Source organism: Rhizobium sp. T1470 (genome assembly GCF_042140505.1).
In the GTDB taxonomy this organism is placed as follows: domain Bacteria; phylum Pseudomonadota; class Alphaproteobacteria; order Rhizobiales; family Rhizobiaceae; genus Rhizobium; species Rhizobium favelukesii.
On sequence record NZ_CP148094.1, the window covers coordinates 260,832 to 278,097 of the forward strand.

Consider the following 17,266-nt stretch of genomic DNA (forward strand, 5'->3'; position numbering starts at 1 on the left):
AATCAGGATGAGACTCGGCGGCGGGGGTGTGACGAAGGGAGGGCGTAGCCCGACTGGAGTTACACCCCCGCCGCGGCGCAATTTTTCGGCGTCTCATGATCGCGGTTGGCCCGGTAGCGTCGGTGATTTTCTGAGAATGGAGAATCACCTTTGTGCCGGGTCGCCATGTAACCGATCATCAGACGAGGCTTTTTATGAAGTACCGACAAAACAACCCCATTGAGGTCGCTGCCGCCAAGGCGTCGATCAGCCGGGCGACGGCTTACCGCATCGAGAAGGATGCGCGTCTTCCATCGCAGACCAAGCCGCCGCGCGACCGGCGTCGCCCCGATCCCCTTGAGCACATCTTCGACGCCGAGGTTGTTCCGCTCCTCAAGGCCGCGCCCGGCATCCGAGCGGTCGCCGTTTACAACGAGATGCTGCGGCGTCATCCAGAGCTGTCAGAAGGTGTTCGCCGTACGATTGAGCGTCGTATCCGATCATGGCGGGCTGTTCACGGTCAGGAGCAGGAAGTGATCTTCCGTCAGATGCACGAACCCGGTCGGTTAGGACTGTCGGATTTTACCGACATGGGCAGCCTCGGCGTGACGATCGCCGGCCAATCGCTCGATCATCTGCTTTATCACTTCCGGCTGGTCTGGTCGGGCTTCGAGCATGCCCATGTCATCCTGGGTGGAGAGAGCTTCGTCGCTCTGGCCGAGGGGCTGCAGAACGCCCTGTGGTCGGTTGGCGGTTCGCCGCTCTATCATCGCAGCGACAGCTTATCGGCCGCCTTCCGCAACCTCGATGCCGACGCCAAGGTCGATCTGACGCATCGCTACGACGAACTGTGCGCCCATTATCGCATGACGCCGACGCGCAACAACAAGGGCGTCGCGCACGAGAACGGCTCGATCGAAAGTTCCCACGGCCATCTCAAGAATGCGATCCGCGATGCTCTGCTGATGCGCGGAACCAGGGACTTTGGCGACCTCGGATCCTATCGCGCCTTCATCGATGAGATCGTCAGCCGCCGCAATGCCGCACATGGCAAGCGCATCGATGCCGAGCGCACGCATCTGCAAGCTCTTCCCGATCGTCGCACCACCGACTTCGAAGAGGTCATCGTCACCGTATCGAGCACCGGCGGCTTCGCCTTGCGCAAGGTCTTCTACACCGTGCCTTCCCGTCTGATTGGCCACCGGCTGCGGGTGCGTCTGTTCGACGATCGCCTCGACGTCTTCATCGGCGGCACGCATCTGCTGACATTACCCCGAGGCCGCGCCCATGCGAGTGGCAAGCACGATCAAGTCGTCAACTATCATCACGTCATTCATTCCCTGCGCAAAAAGCCGATGGCGCTTTTGGGGCTCGTCTATCGCGACAAGCTCTTCCCCAGGCCGGAATATCGCAGGACTTTCGACGCGCTCATCGAGCAACTGCCCGAGCGGCAGGCTTGCAAGATCACCGTGGAACTGCTTGCCTTGGCTCACGATCGCAGTTGCGAGCGTGAACTGGCCGAGGAGCTTGCCAAAACGCTCGACGCCCACAAACTGCCTGATCTGGCGGCTTTGAGAGCGGTCTTCAGCCCGGACCCGGATCAGTTGCCGATCGTTCATGTGCAACTCGCGTCGCTCAATGGTTATGAAGCCCTGATCGGCACGGCCTATGCGGGAGAGGTCGCATGAAGAGCAACATCCACACAGTCGATGAAGCCCGCCTCGGCATCATGCTCAACGAACTGAGGCTGCCGACGATCAAGACGTTCTGGCACCAATTTGCCGAGCAGGCCGATCGGGAAGGATGGCCTGCTGCCCGTTTCCTCTCGGCCATCGCCGAGCATGAATTGGCCGAACGCGCCCATCGCAGGATCGAAAGACACCTCGCCGAGGCCCACCTGCCACCCGGAAAGACGCTCGACAGCTTCGCCTTCGACGCTGTTCCCATGGTCTCCAAGGCCCAGGTCATGGCGATTGCAGCCGGCGATAGCTGGCTCGCCAAAGGCGCCAATATCCTGATGTTCGGTCCGCCCGGCGGCGGAAAGAGCCATCTCGCCGCAGCCGTCGGCCTCGCGCTAATCGAGAACGGCTGGCGCGTGCTCTTCACCCGCACGACCGATCTCGTCCAGAAGCTTCAGGTCGCGCGGAGGGAGCTTCAGCTCGAAGCCGCCATCGCAAAGCTCGACAAGTTCGATCTTCTCATCCTCGACGACCTGGCCTACGTCACCAAGGACCAGGCCGAAACGAGCGTGCTCTTCGAACTCATCTCCGCAAGATATGAGCGGCGTTCCATCATGATCACCGCCAATCAGCCCTTCGGAGAATGGAACCGCGTCTTTCCAGACCCGGCCATGACGCTTGCCGCGGTGGACCGACTTGTCCATCACGCAACAATCTTCGAGATGAATGTCGAAAGCTACCGGCGGCGTTCGGCCATGGAAGCCAAACGCCAGCGCGGCAGACCCGCCTCATTCGCGACAATCAAAAGCTCTTCCCAGCTTGTCGCGGAGCGGCAATCAGAACACGATGAAACTCTTGCCAGCGACAATCAACATGATAACTTCGCTCCAACCGCGACATAAGAATCTCATCCAGATTGTCGCTCGCGTCTCATCCTGATCGTCGCGCTATAGTGACAGTTCGAATGTTTGCTGCTCGTACGACCTTCAGGAACTCGTGAGCATCAGTCCGGGTAAGATTGGCCACTGACACAACTCGTCGTTCGCCCCACAGTAGGCGATAGGGCATGGCAGGAATATCGCTCATGTGGATGCCACCGCAGACGACGACACCACCCTTCCGAACGGCAGCCAGTGCCTTGGGCACCAGCTCGCCCGCTGGAGCGAAAAGGATGGCAGCGTCGAGCGGTTTCGGCGGAACTTGATCAGACGATCCCGCCCATACTGCTCCCATTTCCAATGCAAAGCGTTTTCCTGCATCGTCTTCCGGTCGGACGAACGCATAGACCTCCTGCTGTTTCCAGCGGCACACTTGCGCCAAGATATGAGCGGCCGCACCGAAACCATATAGCCCGATGGTTTTCCCGCCACCCGCCATCTTCAATGATCGCCATCCGATTAAACCCGCACAAAGAAGCGGCGCAGTAGCAATCGGATCCGAGCTCTCCGGTAGAACGAACGCGTAATTTGCGTCGGCGGCAACATGTGTCGCAAACCCGCCGTCGAGCGTGTAACCCGTGAAACCCGGAGCGTCGCAGAGATTTTCCTTTCCACCACAGCAAAACGAACAACTGCCGCACGTGTGACCAAGCCACGGGACGCCAAACCTTCGACCTAGCAACGTTTCCGGCGCGCCGGATCCGAGCGCGACGACGATCCCTACGACCTCATGGCCAAGTACCAGGGGAAGCTTTGGGTCTGGAAGATCGCCATCGAACACGTGGAGGTCCGTGCGGCAGACGCCGCAAGCTTCAACCCTGATCAAGACCTGTGCCGCCGACGGAGACGGATCCGGCAGCTCGACAAGGCGCAGAGGCGTCCGAACTCGGTCAAGCATCATCGCCTTCACCTCAGCCTCCATTTATCGAAAGGGTAACTCTAATCAGCAACACACCGAACGCTCCTGCCTGGACCCGGATCAAAGACTCCTGCCCTATCGCGCGATAGAAATGGTGCATCGGCTTAACTGAAGTCGATGCGCTTGCGACGACGAGGAGGAAGGCAACGAGCGACATTTGAGAATCCCGACCTCGTCGTTGTCTGCGTGAACGGCGACGAGGAGGCAGAAACCGGACCGTTGGTCACAGCGTGGCACTCCACGAAGTTCCTTAATCCGGCACGCGACGGCGCAATCCTGCCTATTCTTCACCTCAACGGCTACACGATCGCTAACCCGACGATAGTGAGACTAAAAGGTCGATTTTATGGTCGGTTTATGCATTCCTCGCAGATGCCGTATTCCATCGAATTATCCTCAGACGGCGCGACTTGCTTTCTGCAGCATAGACAGGTGACCGATTCCCGACGACGCGTCGGGCATCGGGGCGGAGGAATGATTTCCATTTTGGTGCTGCAGTCGCGAAACCCCTTCGCGCGTTCCATTTTCGCCACTCCTCATCCGCGTTAACCTAGAAATGGTAACTGCGAATGATCGAATCTAGGTCTGCGCTTTACCGCCGTCACAATCCCTGTCTTCGGAACCTCGGTTCTACCCGTGTGCTCTCCCAGCTTCGCGTCGACGGCGGCCTCCCCCAATGTGCGCGTGGCGTCTCCCCGGGCACGCGACGGTGCCAGGTTGTCGAGCAGCTTGCGCTCCGGACCCGCGAGGTGCGTGCCCAGATAGGGATATCGCCTGCCACGTTGCCGCGGCACCCTTCCGGGTATTGATCGAAAGGCCCGGCAACTCGATGATCAATCGGCTGCGGTCAGCCGAGACGTAAGATCACGTGGCGACCGTTCTGCACATGCTGGACGGGTCTGGCCTAGATGCCGCTGCGGTTCGTGACAACCGCGCCCGGCACGAGCTTGGCCACCAGTCGCGGCCAGTTGCGTCGTATGACCATATCGTCCGGCTCAGCTCCCTTCTCAAGGTACACGCCATTCGCAAGCCGTCGAAGCTCGCCCGCCTCATAGTGTCGTCGGATGCGGAGCGATCCTCGGCGTCGTCTCCGGATGGGGTGAAAAAGAGGCTCAATTCTTCCTCCTAAGGGGTCGACTAAGATCCGGTCTGTCCGCCCCGATCGCATAAGCCGATCGAATTCGCCCGGCTCGTCAAGTCAGCGGCCCTTGCCGCCGGTGTCTCCGCGGCGATCTCAGCGAAGGCGAGCGCGCGGCAAATTCTCCGGCCATTCGCTGCGCGCCGGTTGCCTCAGCCGAAATGACCCGTAAATATCAACGCCGCCGTGACCGCCTCCGGATCAACGCTCGCAGAGTTTCTGATGGAATCGCCGCTACGCGGCGCTGATCTGGACCTTGAGCGTCAACGCGACGAACCACGTGATCCGCCTCTGTGAGACTGCTGCTCGACACCAATGTACTTTCCGAGGTGACAAAACCGCGCCCCGAAGCCCGCGTTTTGCAATGGCTGGATCGGCTTGATGAGGATCGCGCCTTCATCAGTGTCGTGTCGATTGCAGAGATTCGCTGAGGCGTTACCCTGATGGACAACGGGCGAAAACGCGATGCGTTGGCTGAATGGCTCGCCGGGATCTCCCACAACGTTTTGAGCGCCGCGTCATTCCGGTAGATAAGCCGGTTGCTCTCGCTTGGGGTGACCTGGTAGGGCTTGCGAAGCGAAGCGGTCGCGGGCTGGCGTCGGTGGACGCTCTGATCGCTGCTACGGCGATTGCCACGACCTCACTCTCGCCACGCGTAATGCCAGGGATTTTGAGGGGCTCGGAATCGAGATCATCGATCCATGTACCATGTACCACATGACATGCGTTTATTGCCGACAATAGGTTGAAAAAAGGTGGACATGCTTGCTCTCATTGAAAGTCGCCCTCGTCCGGGCGCAACCGGCTATCGCGGCTGTCGAGGGTAAGTGGGGCAGATTGAGTGGCAGCTTTTTTCGTCCATGAAGCAGACAAGTGTGTATAAGCGCACGCTTTGATAGCTGCCTATCGTCATGAGGGATTCCTCGGCTGGGGCAAATCATGATTCAGTCCCGGGATGACGAAGAAGCGGCTTCGCTCGTCCGAGCACGCCGATACGCTTTCACTGAATGCGTTGCGCAGCTTGGTGGCTGGACTTGTTGATCAGGTCACCGCTCTTTCAGCGGAGGTCAAAGAGCTTCGCATAGAGAATGCGGCCCGTCGCGAAGAGAACGCAGAACTTCGTCTGGAAAACACCCGTCTGAAGGTCGACAACCAGTTGCTGCGCGACGAGATCGCACGGATAAGGACCTGCCGCCACGCCCGCCCTTTCGCCCGTCCGGCATGGAGAAGGCAACGGATGTGAGTGCGGGCGATAAGCAGGCGGGCAAGAATGCGCCGCGTGGCCCGAAGCGCGATGTCGAGCGAACAAGCCGAGAAGAGGTTTTGCGCGTCAGTGTCCCGGTTGGCTCGCGTTTCAAGGGATATAAAAGCTGCTTTGTTCGAGACGTGGTACTTGCGGCCGAGCTTGTGCACTATCGGCGTGAATGCTGGATCACGCCTGACGGTAGGACGGTTACTGCATCGCTGCCGCAAGGCATCTTAGGTGGCTGTGGCCCGAACCTGAGGCGGCTTAGCCTGATGCTGCATGCCCAGGACAGGTGACCACAGGGCGGCTGACGACCTTGTTGAACGGTATCGGTATCGACATATCGAAGCGCCAGGTCGTGGGCCTTCTGACCAAGGGACTGGATGGTCTTGTCGCCGAGGATACAGCGGTGCTACATGCCGGCATGGTTTCTGCACCTCATGTCACAGTCGACGACACCGGCGCACGTCACGCTCATGACAACTTCCACACCACCCAGATCGGCGGCGAACATTTTACTGTGTTTCGCACAACCGCATCGAAATCGCGGCTGAATTTCCTATCGCTGCTGCGCGGCAGTTATCACGACTATGTCCTCAACGACGCCGCATTCGACTATCTGCACGGCCACCCCTCCTATATGGCCCTGACTGCCAGGTTGCGGGCACCTGAGCCACGGCGCTTTTGCAACCAGGTGCCCTTTCTCGAATATCTGGCAAGGAAAGGCGTCGACATCTTCGACAAGGCTGCGATCCGCATTCTGGGGGAGGCGGGCATTTTGGGGTTCTATCCGCCATCACGGCCTTGTGGGCGAGACGGTGATCATCTCCGACGATGCCGGCCAGTTTCGTGTCGGCAATCATGCTTTGTCCCGGGTTCACACTGAACGCCTTCTGCAAAAGCTGATGCCTGCAAAGCCGAAGCACGCGAAATCGGTCGCTCTGGTTCGCGATCTAATCTGGCGCTTCTACAAGGCGCTGAAAGCCTGGAAGCAAAAGCCTTCGCCACAGGCTGCCAGCGGATTCCGCCAAAGGTTCGACAGGATTTTTACCCTGCACACCGGCTATGCAGAGCTTGACGCATTGCTGGCGCGTCTTCACCGGCGCAAACATGAACTGCTGCGCGTGCTCGATTGGCCGACGATCCGTTGCATACCAACGCGTCGGAGAACGACCTGCGCAGCTTCGTTACCAAGCGAAAGATCTCCGGCGGCACTGTCAGCCGGGACGGCCGCGTTGCCCGTGACACCATGCTTGGTCTGGTGAAGACCTGCCAAAAGCCTAGGCTTTCCTTCTATCATATCTCGGCGACCGGCTCGGCAGAGACGGCTTCCCTCACCTGAGCATGCCGAGACGCTTTCGCTTAAGGCTTTGCGCAGTTTGGTGACCGGCTTGCTGGAAAGAGCGGAGCAGGCTGAAGTTCGCCTTGCGAAACTCGAGGCCGAGAACGCAGCCCTTCGTGAGGAAAACGCGGCGCTTCGTCTGGAAAACACCCGGCTGAAGGTCGAGAACCAGCTGCTGCGCGACGAGATCGCGCGGCTGAAAAACCTGCCGCCGCGCCCGCCGTTTCGACCGTCCGGCATGGATAAGGCAACGGATGACAAGCCGGGCGTTCAACAGGCGGGCAAGAAGAAGCCGCGTGGACCGAAGCTCGATGTGAAGCGGGTCAGCCGGGAGGAGGTTTTACGTGCAAACGTACCGTCCGGTTCGCGCTTCAAAGGATACAAAAGCTGCTTCGTGCGGGAACTGGTTCTAAAGGCCGAGCTTGTGCACTACCGGCGCGAATGCTGGATCACGCCGGATGGGAAGACGGTGATCGCGCCGTTACCTGCGGGGATCATTGGCGGCTATGGCCCGAACGTCAGGCGGCTCTGCCTGATGCTGCATGCGCAAGGACAGGTGACGACTGGGCGGCTGGCGACATTGTTGAATGATGTCGGCTTCGAGATCTCGAAACGGCAGATCGTGCGCCTTCTGACCAAAGCGCTGGATGAGTTTGTCGCCGAGGACGCGGCGGTGTTGCATGCCGGCCTGGTGTCGTCCTCCTATGTCACGGTCGACGACACCGGTGCCCGTCACGCTCATGGTAACTTTTATACGACGCAGATCGGCAGCGACCACTTTACCGTCTTCCGAACGACAAAATCGAAATCGCGGCTGAACTTCCTGTCGCTGCTGCGCGGCAACTACCGGGATTATGTCCTCAATGACGCGGCCTTCGAATATCTGGAAGAGCGCCGGGGCGATCCGGGCCTTTTTGCCAGACTGCGCACTTTCGAGCCGCAAGGCTTCTGCAATCAAGTGCCGTTCCTGGAATATCTGGCCGGCAAGGGCATCGATATTTTCGACAGGCAAGGGATCGGGGTCCTGGCCGAAGCTGGTCTCTGGGGTTCCCTCCGCCATCACGGTCTGCTGGGCGACGTGGTGATTGTCTCTGACGATGCCGGACAGTTTCGTGTCGGAAATCATGCCCTATGCTGGGTCCATAGCGAGCGCCTTCTACAAAAGCTGATGCCGGCCAAGCCGAAGGAGGCGCGATCGGTTACTCTCATCCGCGATCTTATCTGGCGCTTTTACAAGGCGCTGAAGGCCTGGAAACAGAAGCCCTCCCCGCAGGCAATCCCAGGCTTCCGACGACGGTTCGACAGGATCTTTACCCTGCACACTGGCTATGACGCCCTCGATCAACTGCTGACGCGCCTGCATCGGCGAAAAGACGAGTTGCTGAAGGTGCTCGAGTATCCACATATTCCATTGCACACAAACGCGTCGGAGAACGACTTGCGGACCGTCGTCACCAAGCGAAAGATCTCGGGCGGCACCTTGAGCCGGGACGGCCGCGTTGCGCGCGACACCATGCTCGGTCTGATGAAGACCTGCAAAAAGCTCGGGCTTTCGTTTTACCATTATCTCGGCGATCGACTTGGCATCAGCGGCCAAACCATCCCGCCACTGGCAGGCCTTGTCGCGGCAAAAGCCTGAGTGCTGCTACCTGGCGCCGGGCTTTGTAAACGGCACGACACGGCCGTCTTTGGACGCCTCTCCATCCAGGCCATGCCGGCCCACAAGCGTCAGCAACGACGGCGAGACGTTCCAGTGCTTCTCATCGTCGGTATGAACCGTCACGGTCTTGCGATTGCGGCGGATGACGATGCCCCTGATCGTTCTCCCATCCGGCCCTTCGAACACGACACCGCTGCCGATCTTGATCTCCTGCAGGGCGGCGGCGGTCTTTTGCTGATGCAGAAAATGCAGCCTTTCGACGATACGTCCATGCAGTGCCATCAACGTGGCTTCGTCGAGCCCCTCGATATCGATCTCGCGCATCTTGCCGCTACCCACGCCTCTGGTCCCAATGCCGTCTTATGCTCTGCCATCGAGTATGGTAGAAGAGCATCGACAGCACAATTGCCCAGCGCTTCGGCAGTGCCCCCAAATCAGCCCCTTTTACCCCGGTGTAAGCGGGGCAAAATCGGTGGCAACATTTTAGTACTCTCTTATGAAAAGTGTGCATAAGCCGCCGCGTGGAATCCTGTTGGTCGGCGCAGGGATTCCTAAAACGCGGCAAATCATGATTCGCTCCGGGGATGGCAAAGAAGCGGCTTCCCTCACCCGAGCATGCCGACACGCTTTCACTGAATGCGTTACGCAGTCTGGTGACGGGTTTGCTAGAACGGTCGCAGCAGTCGGAAGCCCGACTCGGGAAGCTCGAGGCCGACAACATCCAGCTGCGGGAGGGAAACGCTGCCCTTCGGCTGGACAACACCCGCCTGACACTCGAGAACCAGCTTTTGCGCGACGAGATCGCCCGACTGAAGAACCTGCCGCCGCGCCCGCCGTTTCGCTCCTCCGGCATGGACAAGGCAACCGACAGCAAGCCAGGCGATAAGCAGCCATCGAAGAGAAAGCCACGTGGCCCGAAGCTGGACGTAAAGCGGGTGAGCGGGCAGGAGATCCTGCGCGTCAATGCACCGGCCGGCTCACGCTTCAAGGGGTACAAAAGCATCTATGTTCGCGACCTGGTTCTCAAGGCGGAGCTCGTGCATTACCGTCGCGAATGCTGGGTGACGCCGGATGGAAAGACGGTACTGGCAGCCTTGCCGGCGGGGATCATCGGTGGCTATGGCGCCAATCTCAGGCGGCTGTGCCTGATGTTGCATGCACAAGGACAGGTCACGACGGCGCGTCTGACGACATTGCTCAATGACATTGGTATCGACATCTCAAAACGCCAGATCGTACGGCTTTTGACCCGGCAGCTGGATGGCTTTGTTGCCGAGGACGCGGCGGTGTTGCATGCCGGCCTGGTGTCGTCGTCTTATGTCACCGTCGACGACACCGGCGCCCGACATTCCCATAATCCATGTTACGCCACACACATCGGCGGCCCGAATTTTACTGTCTTTCGCACCACAAAATCGAAGTCCCGCCTGAATTTCCTGTCGCTACTGCGCGGCGGCTACCAGGATTATGTGCTGAACGATGCCGCGTTCGATTACCTGAAAGAACGCCGTGCGGATGCGGCCACTACTGCCGGACTTCGCGCTCTTGAGCCGCAGCGCTTCTGCAACGAGGTGCCATTCATGGCCCATCTGGCCGACAAGGGTATCGACATCTTTGATCGCCAGGAGATTGGCACGCTTGCCGAGGCCGGCCTCTGGGGCGCCATCCGCCATCATGGCCTGGTCGGCAACATGGTGATCGTGTCCGACGACGCCGGCCAGTTCCGAGTCGGCAATCACGCCCTGTGCTGGGTGCATGGCGAGCGCCTTCTGCAGAAGCTGATGCCGGCGACCGCGAAGGAGGAACGGCTGCTCACGATGGTCCGCGATCTCGTGTGGCGCTTTTACAAGGCGCTGAAAGCCTACAAGCAGAATCCTTCCCCTCAGTCCGCACCCGCGTTTCGACGACGGTTCGACAGGATCTTTACCCAGCGCACCGGTTATGAGGCCCTCGACAGGTTGCTCGAACGGCTGCATCGACGAAAGAATGAGCTGCTGAAGGTCCTCGAACATCCCGATATTCCGTTGCACACCAATGCATCGGAGAATGACCTGCGAGCGTTTGTCACGAAGCGGAAGATCTCCGGCGGTACGATGAGCGAGGATGGTCGTGTTGCGCGCGATGTCATGCTTGGTTTGATGAAGACGTGCCAGAAGTTGGGGCTTTCCTTCTACCACTTCCTTGGGGACCGGCTCGGCATTGGCACCATAGGTCACACGATCCCGCCGCTGCCGGCGATCATTCTCGCCAGGGCCTAAACACCGGAGCCGCACGGCTCGGCCGCATTCAGCGACGTTGCCCAACGATCCGGCAGTGCCACCAAATCTGCTCCACGTACCCCCGGTTACCTATCGAGGAACGGTTTCGCTAACCCATAATGCTTTGAAACTATGGTAAATAGCGCATTAACCAGAAGCAATATGCAGGATTACTTCCGCTACGCGTGCTTCGCCGTGCGATGGTCATCGCTTAGATAACTCGAATCGGTAATTGGCATTTTTTCACTTGGATGGCCGGATTTCCAGGAAATTCGGGTCTTTCCCTCGATGGTCATTGAGGTTCACTAATCGATCTGCCTCGCGACGTCCCGATCGGCTTTTCTGCCGAAAAGTCCGGAAGTTCGCGGTCGTTGGGCCCCCACCCTCGAAACTCCCCTTCTCGCTCAATTTCGGCCACAGGAGACCGCCAGCGCGCTTGGATGTCTCTGATGATCTGATGCTCGGCCGCGGCTCGCTTTTTCGCTGTATGGCCTCCTATTTCGATCGTAAAACACGCTTGCAAAGGAACCTTTTCTCATACAGTATTTCTCTGTACACAGCCCTGAAACAGGCCGCCAATTCCATGGCAAAAGCTTCGAGCGCCGGTGCCCCCGCCCTGTCCCGGAGACTGATCGGTTATGCTCGCGTTTCGACCGACGATCTGGTGAATGACGCCCAAGTCGACGCGCTCCGAGCTGCGGGCTGCGAGCGGATACATCAGGAACATGGTTCCGGCGCGTCGCGCGCAAGGCCGGTCCTGACTAAACTGCTGAAGGATCTTGCCGCTGGTGACGTGCTCGTCGTAGTCCGTCTGGACCGCTTAGCCCGCTCGGTCAGCCATTTGCTTGACGTCATCGAAGACCTCCAGAAGCGAGGCATGCATTTCCGCTCGCTCCTCGATCCGATCGACACCTCTACGGCCCAGGGGATGTTTTCCTTGCAGGTGCTTGGCGCCGTTGCCCAGCTCGAGCGAGCGCTTATCGCCGAGCGAACCAAGTCCGGCATGAAAGCCGCCAAGGCGCGTGGCAGGCTTGCCGGCAATCCGGGCCTTCGGGAACGAAGACCAGAAGCGGTCAGAGCGGTTTCTGCGGCGCGTAGGCGAGCCTATCTCGATGAGCTAATTTCGTCGGCGCAGACATGGCTACCGACGGTGCGGCAGTTGCGGCCGCGGCATAGTTGGGACGATGTCGTGCGGATTCTCAATCGCCGAGGTCACGACTGGACGGTAGAACGCTTGCGTCGGGCCGTTCATCGAATGGTGGGGGAGAAGCTTGCGGAACCAGAACTGTTAAGCAGATCTCCTCGACGGCCACAAGAGGACTATCTCATGCGGCTGGTCGCCGGGATCGCAATCGCCGATCCTAAACTGTCAATTCGCGAGATTGCTGCCCACTTGGACCAGATGGGAGAGCGACCCCCACGTGGGGCCGGAATTGGCAGCCGTCCTCCGTCAGGGCGTTTTTGGATGAGGCCCGCCGCTTCGGCCTCGTTCGCCCCTGAGTACCTGGTGTATGAGGCGGACTGGCTCATCTACCAGCGACCGCTCACAGCAGATGGACACCGGCGCTTGTCTGCGATGGAAACAGAAAGCGGACAACAGTATCGGAGTTCGCACCTTCTGCGCTCAATCGCGGCCAGCCAATTTGCCGGACACTCCGTTGAAGCCCGCGTCAATAATTTTACTAAACATCCTCTCAGTAGCCTTGGGCTTTGACGTTGTGCAGGCGAAAGAGCCTGCGATAAGGTACCTGCGCTTGCGCAGAGGCGATTTCATCGCTTTTGGGTTCGGCTCCCTTTGGATGGTGACCCGGAAATCGGCTGGGCCGTATCAATCCTGCTGACAACAGCACAATCGACATTCCGGTTGGGGGCAGTCGGGCCATATAGGGGAATCGCAATCGGAGAGCGCGGCTTTGGTGCCGGACAGCAAGACCATTCATAAGGTCGATCCGCAGGCGAGCCGGGTTGTGATGCGCCCCCCGCAGACTTATCCGACAGCGAAGGCACCATTGGTGTCGGCGCGGGGGCGGTCTGGGTTGTCACAACGGCCAGGAAGAACGTCACTTCGAAAGACTATAATCGCGAGCTTAGCCGCTTCAACGGCCTCAACTGGTGTGTTGGAAGCAACGCTGCCATTGCCCGCGGTGGGCTCCCGCTCCGCGCTTCCTGGCATCCGGTGAAGGGGTCAGTTTGGGTCGCTAATCAGGGCGACGGCGGCGGATCGACAGGAGGAGCAATGAGGATCGCAACGATTGAGGCCGGCGCGGTCGGCGGCGGTGGGGGTATCACGATTGGCGGCGGTTCGCATAGGTCGTCTCCCCTGAGTGGCCCGTCACCAAAATCGATGCAAAGAGCAACGAGCTGTCGAAGAATTCAGTGCGCCTAGGAGCGAGGAAGGCATTATGGGAGATGCCATCCGGTACGGCGCTGGCTCGGTATGGGTTTCGGGTAGAGCGCTCTTTCGGATCAACCCCTAGCGATAGAGTCTGAACGACCGCAAACTCCCCGTGCGCGTCGTGGCAGAACGACGCGCACGGGTCCGCTGTTGGGGTAACGTTGCCGTTAGCGGTCCATCGTTTGTGCAATGGCTGGTGGGCCGTTGCGATCAACTACTGAATGCCGAAGTACCCTTTAAGTCGCATGGTGTGTTCGATCGCCTCAAAAAAGTGAGTTTGCCAATGACGTACAACGGAGGCCTACCTGCTCCAGGCTAGCGTACGAATATTCAGAGCGTCTCGGCAGTTCTCAGCTGAGAACTTGGAAAGAGGCGAAAGATGCCCACCAACAGCAGTAGCGAAAGTCCGGCTGGCCCGTAGAAAGACCAATCGAAAATCCTCTTCAAGTCGGCTCGCGTTCGAAAAGTTCTCAGCTGAGAACTTTCGCAACCAAGAGCGCGCAGTAGGAACCTCTACGCTTAGTATTTCTTAGGTTTTAGAGCAGGCAGTCCATGCAAAAATCCCGCCAATCCCAATTGCGCGGGGAACATTTGCTGCGCAATTCATTGGAACGCCGACACAAAGAGGATTAGTGACATGAAACCCCAACGGCCGCCTCTCGAACGGCGTGGGGCGTTGCGCGGCCCTGCCTATTCGCTGACAGAATTTCAACAAAAAGTACGGGCTTGGCCACGCCGTCGCCGAAGATCTTTTCATCCGGTTCGGCCCCTCGGCGGTGGACCTCGATCTTCTGATGGCGGCAAAACGGCAGAAGCCATGGATCACTGCACTGACTAGAGATACTACGCTTTGGTCGTCGGTATTCTGACGGGCGGCCTATCGGCCTGGGTTTTGGCGAACTGACCTTTCGCGTCTCCTTCAGGATTGCTCATTGATGACCCCCGTTGCTTCAGCGCGTCAGACACCTTCTTCACCTCGGGGTCGCTGCTACGTTCGCCCTTGGCATCCGCTCTGCCTTCCCATCGTCGCTCTCCTCTATCGTCGAGATAACAAGCCAACGCGACGCGGGATCCAGAGCCATAGCTGCTATTTCTCCAACCGTCAGACCCGTCCAAGGGTTTAAACTGCGGGTGTTCAGTGCCCTCCTCTGATCATTCGCCGCCGCTTTCACTATTCGGAGCACCCATCTTCGCGCGGGCCTCGGCGAGCATTCCGGCAACGACTTGAAGACCTCGTTTTTTCCCACAGCCACGTGAGGATTGCCGCGGAGAAAGGCGGCGTGAACTCGCTTGTGACAGTTGCGCCGAAAACGGAGGATTTCGCACTGATGCCGCAAGCAGCGATATGTTCGAACTCGAATCCAACAATCGGCGTTTGGGCGATCTGACGATGCCACGAAGGCTTTTGCTCAGCAGATGATCACCGATCATCAGAAAGCCTCTGACGAAATGAAGGGCCGCTCTTCAGCGGAAAGGTAAAAGCCAGCGCTCCAACGCGCAGAAAAGCATACTAGACAAGCTGAGGGGACTAAGGGTGATGACTTGACGCCGTGGATCTGTCTAAGCGCCATGGTGATGAACGTGGGAATGCCGTCCTAAAGGCTTGGGCGGCCAAGATGTGGCCGGCACTCGAATATCATCTGGAGATGGCAAAGGAGCTGAATAAGGGATCAGAACCATCGATCGGCCCCGAGGCTGTCATTCGGTAGCATGAGGAGATCGTTCCGACCCGTGCAGCATTTAGAAATACACCCTTCAACGTGCAAACCGGGGGGCTTCTTGGAGAGGCCCATCACGCTGGAGAATGACGCTGGGTGGCTGTCCCTCCTCGCCGAATTCGTCGATTGCCGGCGGCAGCGCTGATCAATAGCCCAGCCAAAATCCCTTTCGAGCGCCATCGGAGTCGCATCGGGTCTCGAAGTCATGTCTGGCCGCGAACCGGCTAGGCCCGATCGACATTGCCGCAACTCCGTTCGACAACTTTCTTCCCCACGCGCATACGTTCATTCTTTACCAACCAACAGGGTCGTCTGTTGCAGTCCTCCCGTTTCGTCTTTTTGCATGTAGTCCGATCGTCCCGGGTATTTCTCCAACGGTCGCGATCGGCGCGATGGAGCAGCCACAGTCACTCGCAAATTTGCGGGTGGATTGTCGTGGCGATCTTCGCACCTGTTGCGACCAGGAGGCAGATGGGAGGCAGTGGTTCCATGGGGTATCGACGGACTCTGAAGGTGATTTTGTCTTCCGAAGGTTTGACAGCCGTGCAAACGGCGAAACTATCCAAAAAAATCAATTGGTTGATTCGATTCTCGCGCACGCTTCTTCGAATTTGAACAGATCGAGCCTCAACCCGGGATAGCCGGAGGTGATTAAGGTTTTGTTAACTAAAAATTTCTTGCGGAAGCTTGAGAATCGCATCTAAATCACGCTTGTGGTCTAGATAGCTTGAGAAAAGCGTTATTCCGGGGAAATGGCAAGAAATGAACATGGCTCCAGCCTTTATCGAAGACCTCGACTTTGACAGGGAAATACTTGAGCAAGGCGAGTTGATCTCCGACAAGCTGAACATGCTGCGGCTCGAGCAGTATCCTCCAAACGCGCTGAAAGGGCTACGCCGCTTTTCGTCTGCCGAGGTCGCTGATTTTCTGGGCGTTACGCAGAATCACATTAAGAAGCTCCACCTCGAAGGGAAGGGGCCAGAACCGCAAGTATCGGGGTCCGGTCGTCGTTCGTACACTGCCGAGCAAATGATGGAACTGCGGCAGTACCTCGACAAACATGGCCGCTCGGATTTCAAGAAGTATGTGCCGCAACGCCGCCGCGGCGAAGATCTTCAGGTCATCTCTGTCGTGAACTTCAAGGGTGGCTCGGGCAAGACGACGACTGCGGCTCACCTCGCGCAGTACCTTGCACTGACCGGCCACCGCGTTCTTGCGGTCGATCTCGATCCGCAAGCCTCATTGACGGCCCTCCATGGCATCCAGCCGGAACTCGACCGCAATTTGTCTCTGTACGAGGCGCTGCGTTATGACGAAGAGCGCAAATCGATCAAGGAATTGATCCGCCCCACGAACTTTCCGGGCCTTGATATCGTACCCGCAAATCTCGAGCTCCAGGAATATGAGTACGAGACGCCGTTGGCTGCTACCGGCAGGCACCAGCCGGAAGGCAAGCTCTTCTTTACGCGTATCTCGCAGGCGTTGAAGGAAGTTGACGACAGATACGATGTTGTCGTCATCGACTGCCCTCCACAGCTTGGCTATCTGACCCTCACTTCGCTCAGCGCCTCGACGGCAGTTGTCATCACGGTTCATCCGCAGATGCTCGACGTGATGTCGATGAGCCAGTTCCTGCTGATGCTTGGCGGCATTCTCGAATCGATCAAGGCAGCGGGGGCTTCCGTCAACCTCAAATGGTTCCGTTACCTGGTGACACGCTATGAGCCGACAGATCAGCCACAGGCTCAAATGGTTGGTTTCTTGCAGGCCTTGTTCAACAAACGAATGCTCAAGCATCAGATGTTGAAGTCGACCGCGATCTCCGATGCTGGGATAACCAAGCAAACCCTCTATGAAGTCGAGAAGTCGCAATTTACGCGCTCGACCTACGAGAGGGCGCTCGAAAGCCTGAATGCGGTCAATGGCGAGATTGCTTCCCTCATCCATAGCGCATGGGGGCGAAAGTGATCCTTTTGACAGCCGTGCAAATGCTG

General features: G+C 58.5%; 10 protein-coding genes and 7 pseudogenes. 15 read left to right on the forward strand and 2 right to left on the reverse strand.

Annotation, left to right across the window (positions count from 1 at the left end):
* The first annotated feature begins 194 nt into the window (after positions 1 to 194).
* Together istA and istB are read left to right on the forward strand one after the other, a co-directional pair.
* Positions 195 to 1,667, forward strand: coding sequence for an IS21 family transposase (gene istA / locus WGT02_RS35575; RefSeq protein ID WP_208245170.1), 1,473 nt, complete (start codon positions 195 to 197; stop codon positions 1,665 to 1,667).
* Positions 1,664 to 2,560 carry an IS21-like element helper ATPase IstB gene (istB, locus tag WGT02_RS35580; protein ID WP_208245168.1) on the forward strand — a complete coding sequence of 299 codons (897 nt, stop codon included), beginning with the start codon at positions 1,664 to 1,666 and terminating at the stop codon, positions 2,558 to 2,560. The genes istA and istB overlap by 4 nt, the downstream gene beginning before the upstream one ends.
* A 49-nt stretch (positions 2,561 to 2,609) precedes the next feature.
* Here the strand turns inward: istB and WGT02_RS35585 are convergent.
* A pseudogene (locus tag WGT02_RS35585) lies at positions 2,610 to 3,506 on the reverse strand (zinc-dependent alcohol dehydrogenase family protein); the annotation flags it as partial.
* A 159-nt stretch (positions 3,507 to 3,665) separates the two neighbouring features.
* On the opposite strand from WGT02_RS35585, the pseudogene WGT02_RS35590 reads away from it, so the two are divergent.
* The 9 genes and pseudogenes from WGT02_RS35590 to WGT02_RS35630 all read left to right on the forward strand — a co-directional run.
* A pseudogene (locus WGT02_RS35590) lies at positions 3,666 to 3,842 on the forward strand (hypothetical protein); the annotation flags it as partial.
* Positions 3,843 to 4,692: 850 nt separating this feature from the next.
* A pseudogene (locus WGT02_RS35595) lies at positions 4,693 to 4,874 on the forward strand (integrase); the annotation flags it as partial.
* Positions 4,843 to 4,950, forward strand: a pseudogene (locus WGT02_RS35600) (prevent-host-death protein); the annotation flags it as partial. The pseudogenes WGT02_RS35595 and WGT02_RS35600, both read left to right, overlap by 32 nt.
* A pseudogene (locus tag WGT02_RS35605) lies at positions 4,947 to 5,397 on the forward strand (type II toxin-antitoxin system VapC family toxin). The pseudogenes WGT02_RS35600 and WGT02_RS35605, both read left to right, overlap by 4 nt.
* A 211-nt stretch (positions 5,398 to 5,608) precedes the next feature.
* A complete protein-coding gene (locus WGT02_RS35610) occupies positions 5,609 to 5,896 on the forward strand; it encodes a cell division protein ZapB (protein WP_225040471.1) in 288 nt (95 codons plus the stop codon).
* Positions 5,893 to 6,195, forward strand: coding sequence for a hypothetical protein (locus WGT02_RS35615; protein ID WP_225040469.1), 303 nt, complete (start codon positions 5,893 to 5,895; stop codon positions 6,193 to 6,195). Before WGT02_RS35610 ends, WGT02_RS35615 begins: the two co-directional genes overlap by 4 nt.
* Positions 6,192 to 6,785 (forward strand): hypothetical protein, encoded by a 594-nt coding sequence (locus WGT02_RS35620; protein ID WP_225040467.1) that lies wholly within the window; start codon positions 6,192 to 6,194, stop codon positions 6,783 to 6,785. The genes WGT02_RS35615 and WGT02_RS35620 overlap by 4 nt, the downstream gene beginning before the upstream one ends.
* A 261-nt stretch (positions 6,786 to 7,046) precedes the next feature.
* Positions 7,047 to 7,241: a hypothetical protein gene (locus WGT02_RS35625; RefSeq protein ID WP_225040465.1), complete on the forward strand. Its 195-nt coding sequence runs from the start codon at positions 7,047 to 7,049 to the stop codon at positions 7,239 to 7,241.
* A 238-nt stretch (positions 7,242 to 7,479) separates the two neighbouring features.
* The gene (locus WGT02_RS35630; RefSeq protein WP_375680022.1) at positions 7,480 to 8,880 is read left to right on the forward strand and encodes a transposase; all 1,401 of its coding nucleotides are present in this window, start codon (positions 7,480 to 7,482) and stop codon (positions 8,878 to 8,880) included.
* Positions 8,881 to 8,886: 6 nt separating this feature from the next.
* On the opposite strand, the gene WGT02_RS35635 is transcribed toward WGT02_RS35630, so the two are convergent.
* Positions 8,887 to 9,225: a hypothetical protein gene (locus WGT02_RS35635; protein ID WP_024317801.1), complete on the reverse strand. Its 339-nt coding sequence runs from the start codon at positions 9,223 to 9,225 to the stop codon at positions 8,887 to 8,889.
* Positions 9,226 to 9,485: 260 nt separating this feature from the next.
* Between WGT02_RS35635 and WGT02_RS35640 the strand changes: the two genes are divergently transcribed.
* The 4 genes and pseudogenes from WGT02_RS35640 (at position 9,486) to repA (ending at position 17,240) form a co-directional block, all read left to right on the forward strand.
* On the forward strand, positions 9,486 to 11,159 hold the full coding sequence (locus WGT02_RS35640) for a transposase (RefSeq protein WP_208245323.1): 1,674 nt from the start codon (positions 9,486 to 9,488) through the stop codon (positions 11,157 to 11,159).
* 583 nt (positions 11,160 to 11,742) lie between these two features.
* A pseudogene (locus WGT02_RS35645) lies at positions 11,743 to 12,659 on the forward strand (recombinase family protein).
* Positions 12,660 to 14,191: 1,532 nt separating this feature from the next.
* Positions 14,192 to 14,423 (forward strand): annotated as a pseudogene (locus WGT02_RS35650) (hypothetical protein).
* Between the two features lie 1,611 nt (positions 14,424 to 16,034).
* The gene (gene repA, locus WGT02_RS35655) at positions 16,035 to 17,240 is read left to right on the forward strand and encodes a plasmid partitioning protein RepA (RefSeq protein WP_024317803.1); all 1,206 of its coding nucleotides are present in this window, start codon (positions 16,035 to 16,037) and stop codon (positions 17,238 to 17,240) included.
* The last annotated feature ends 26 nt before the right edge of the window (positions 17,241 to 17,266 follow it).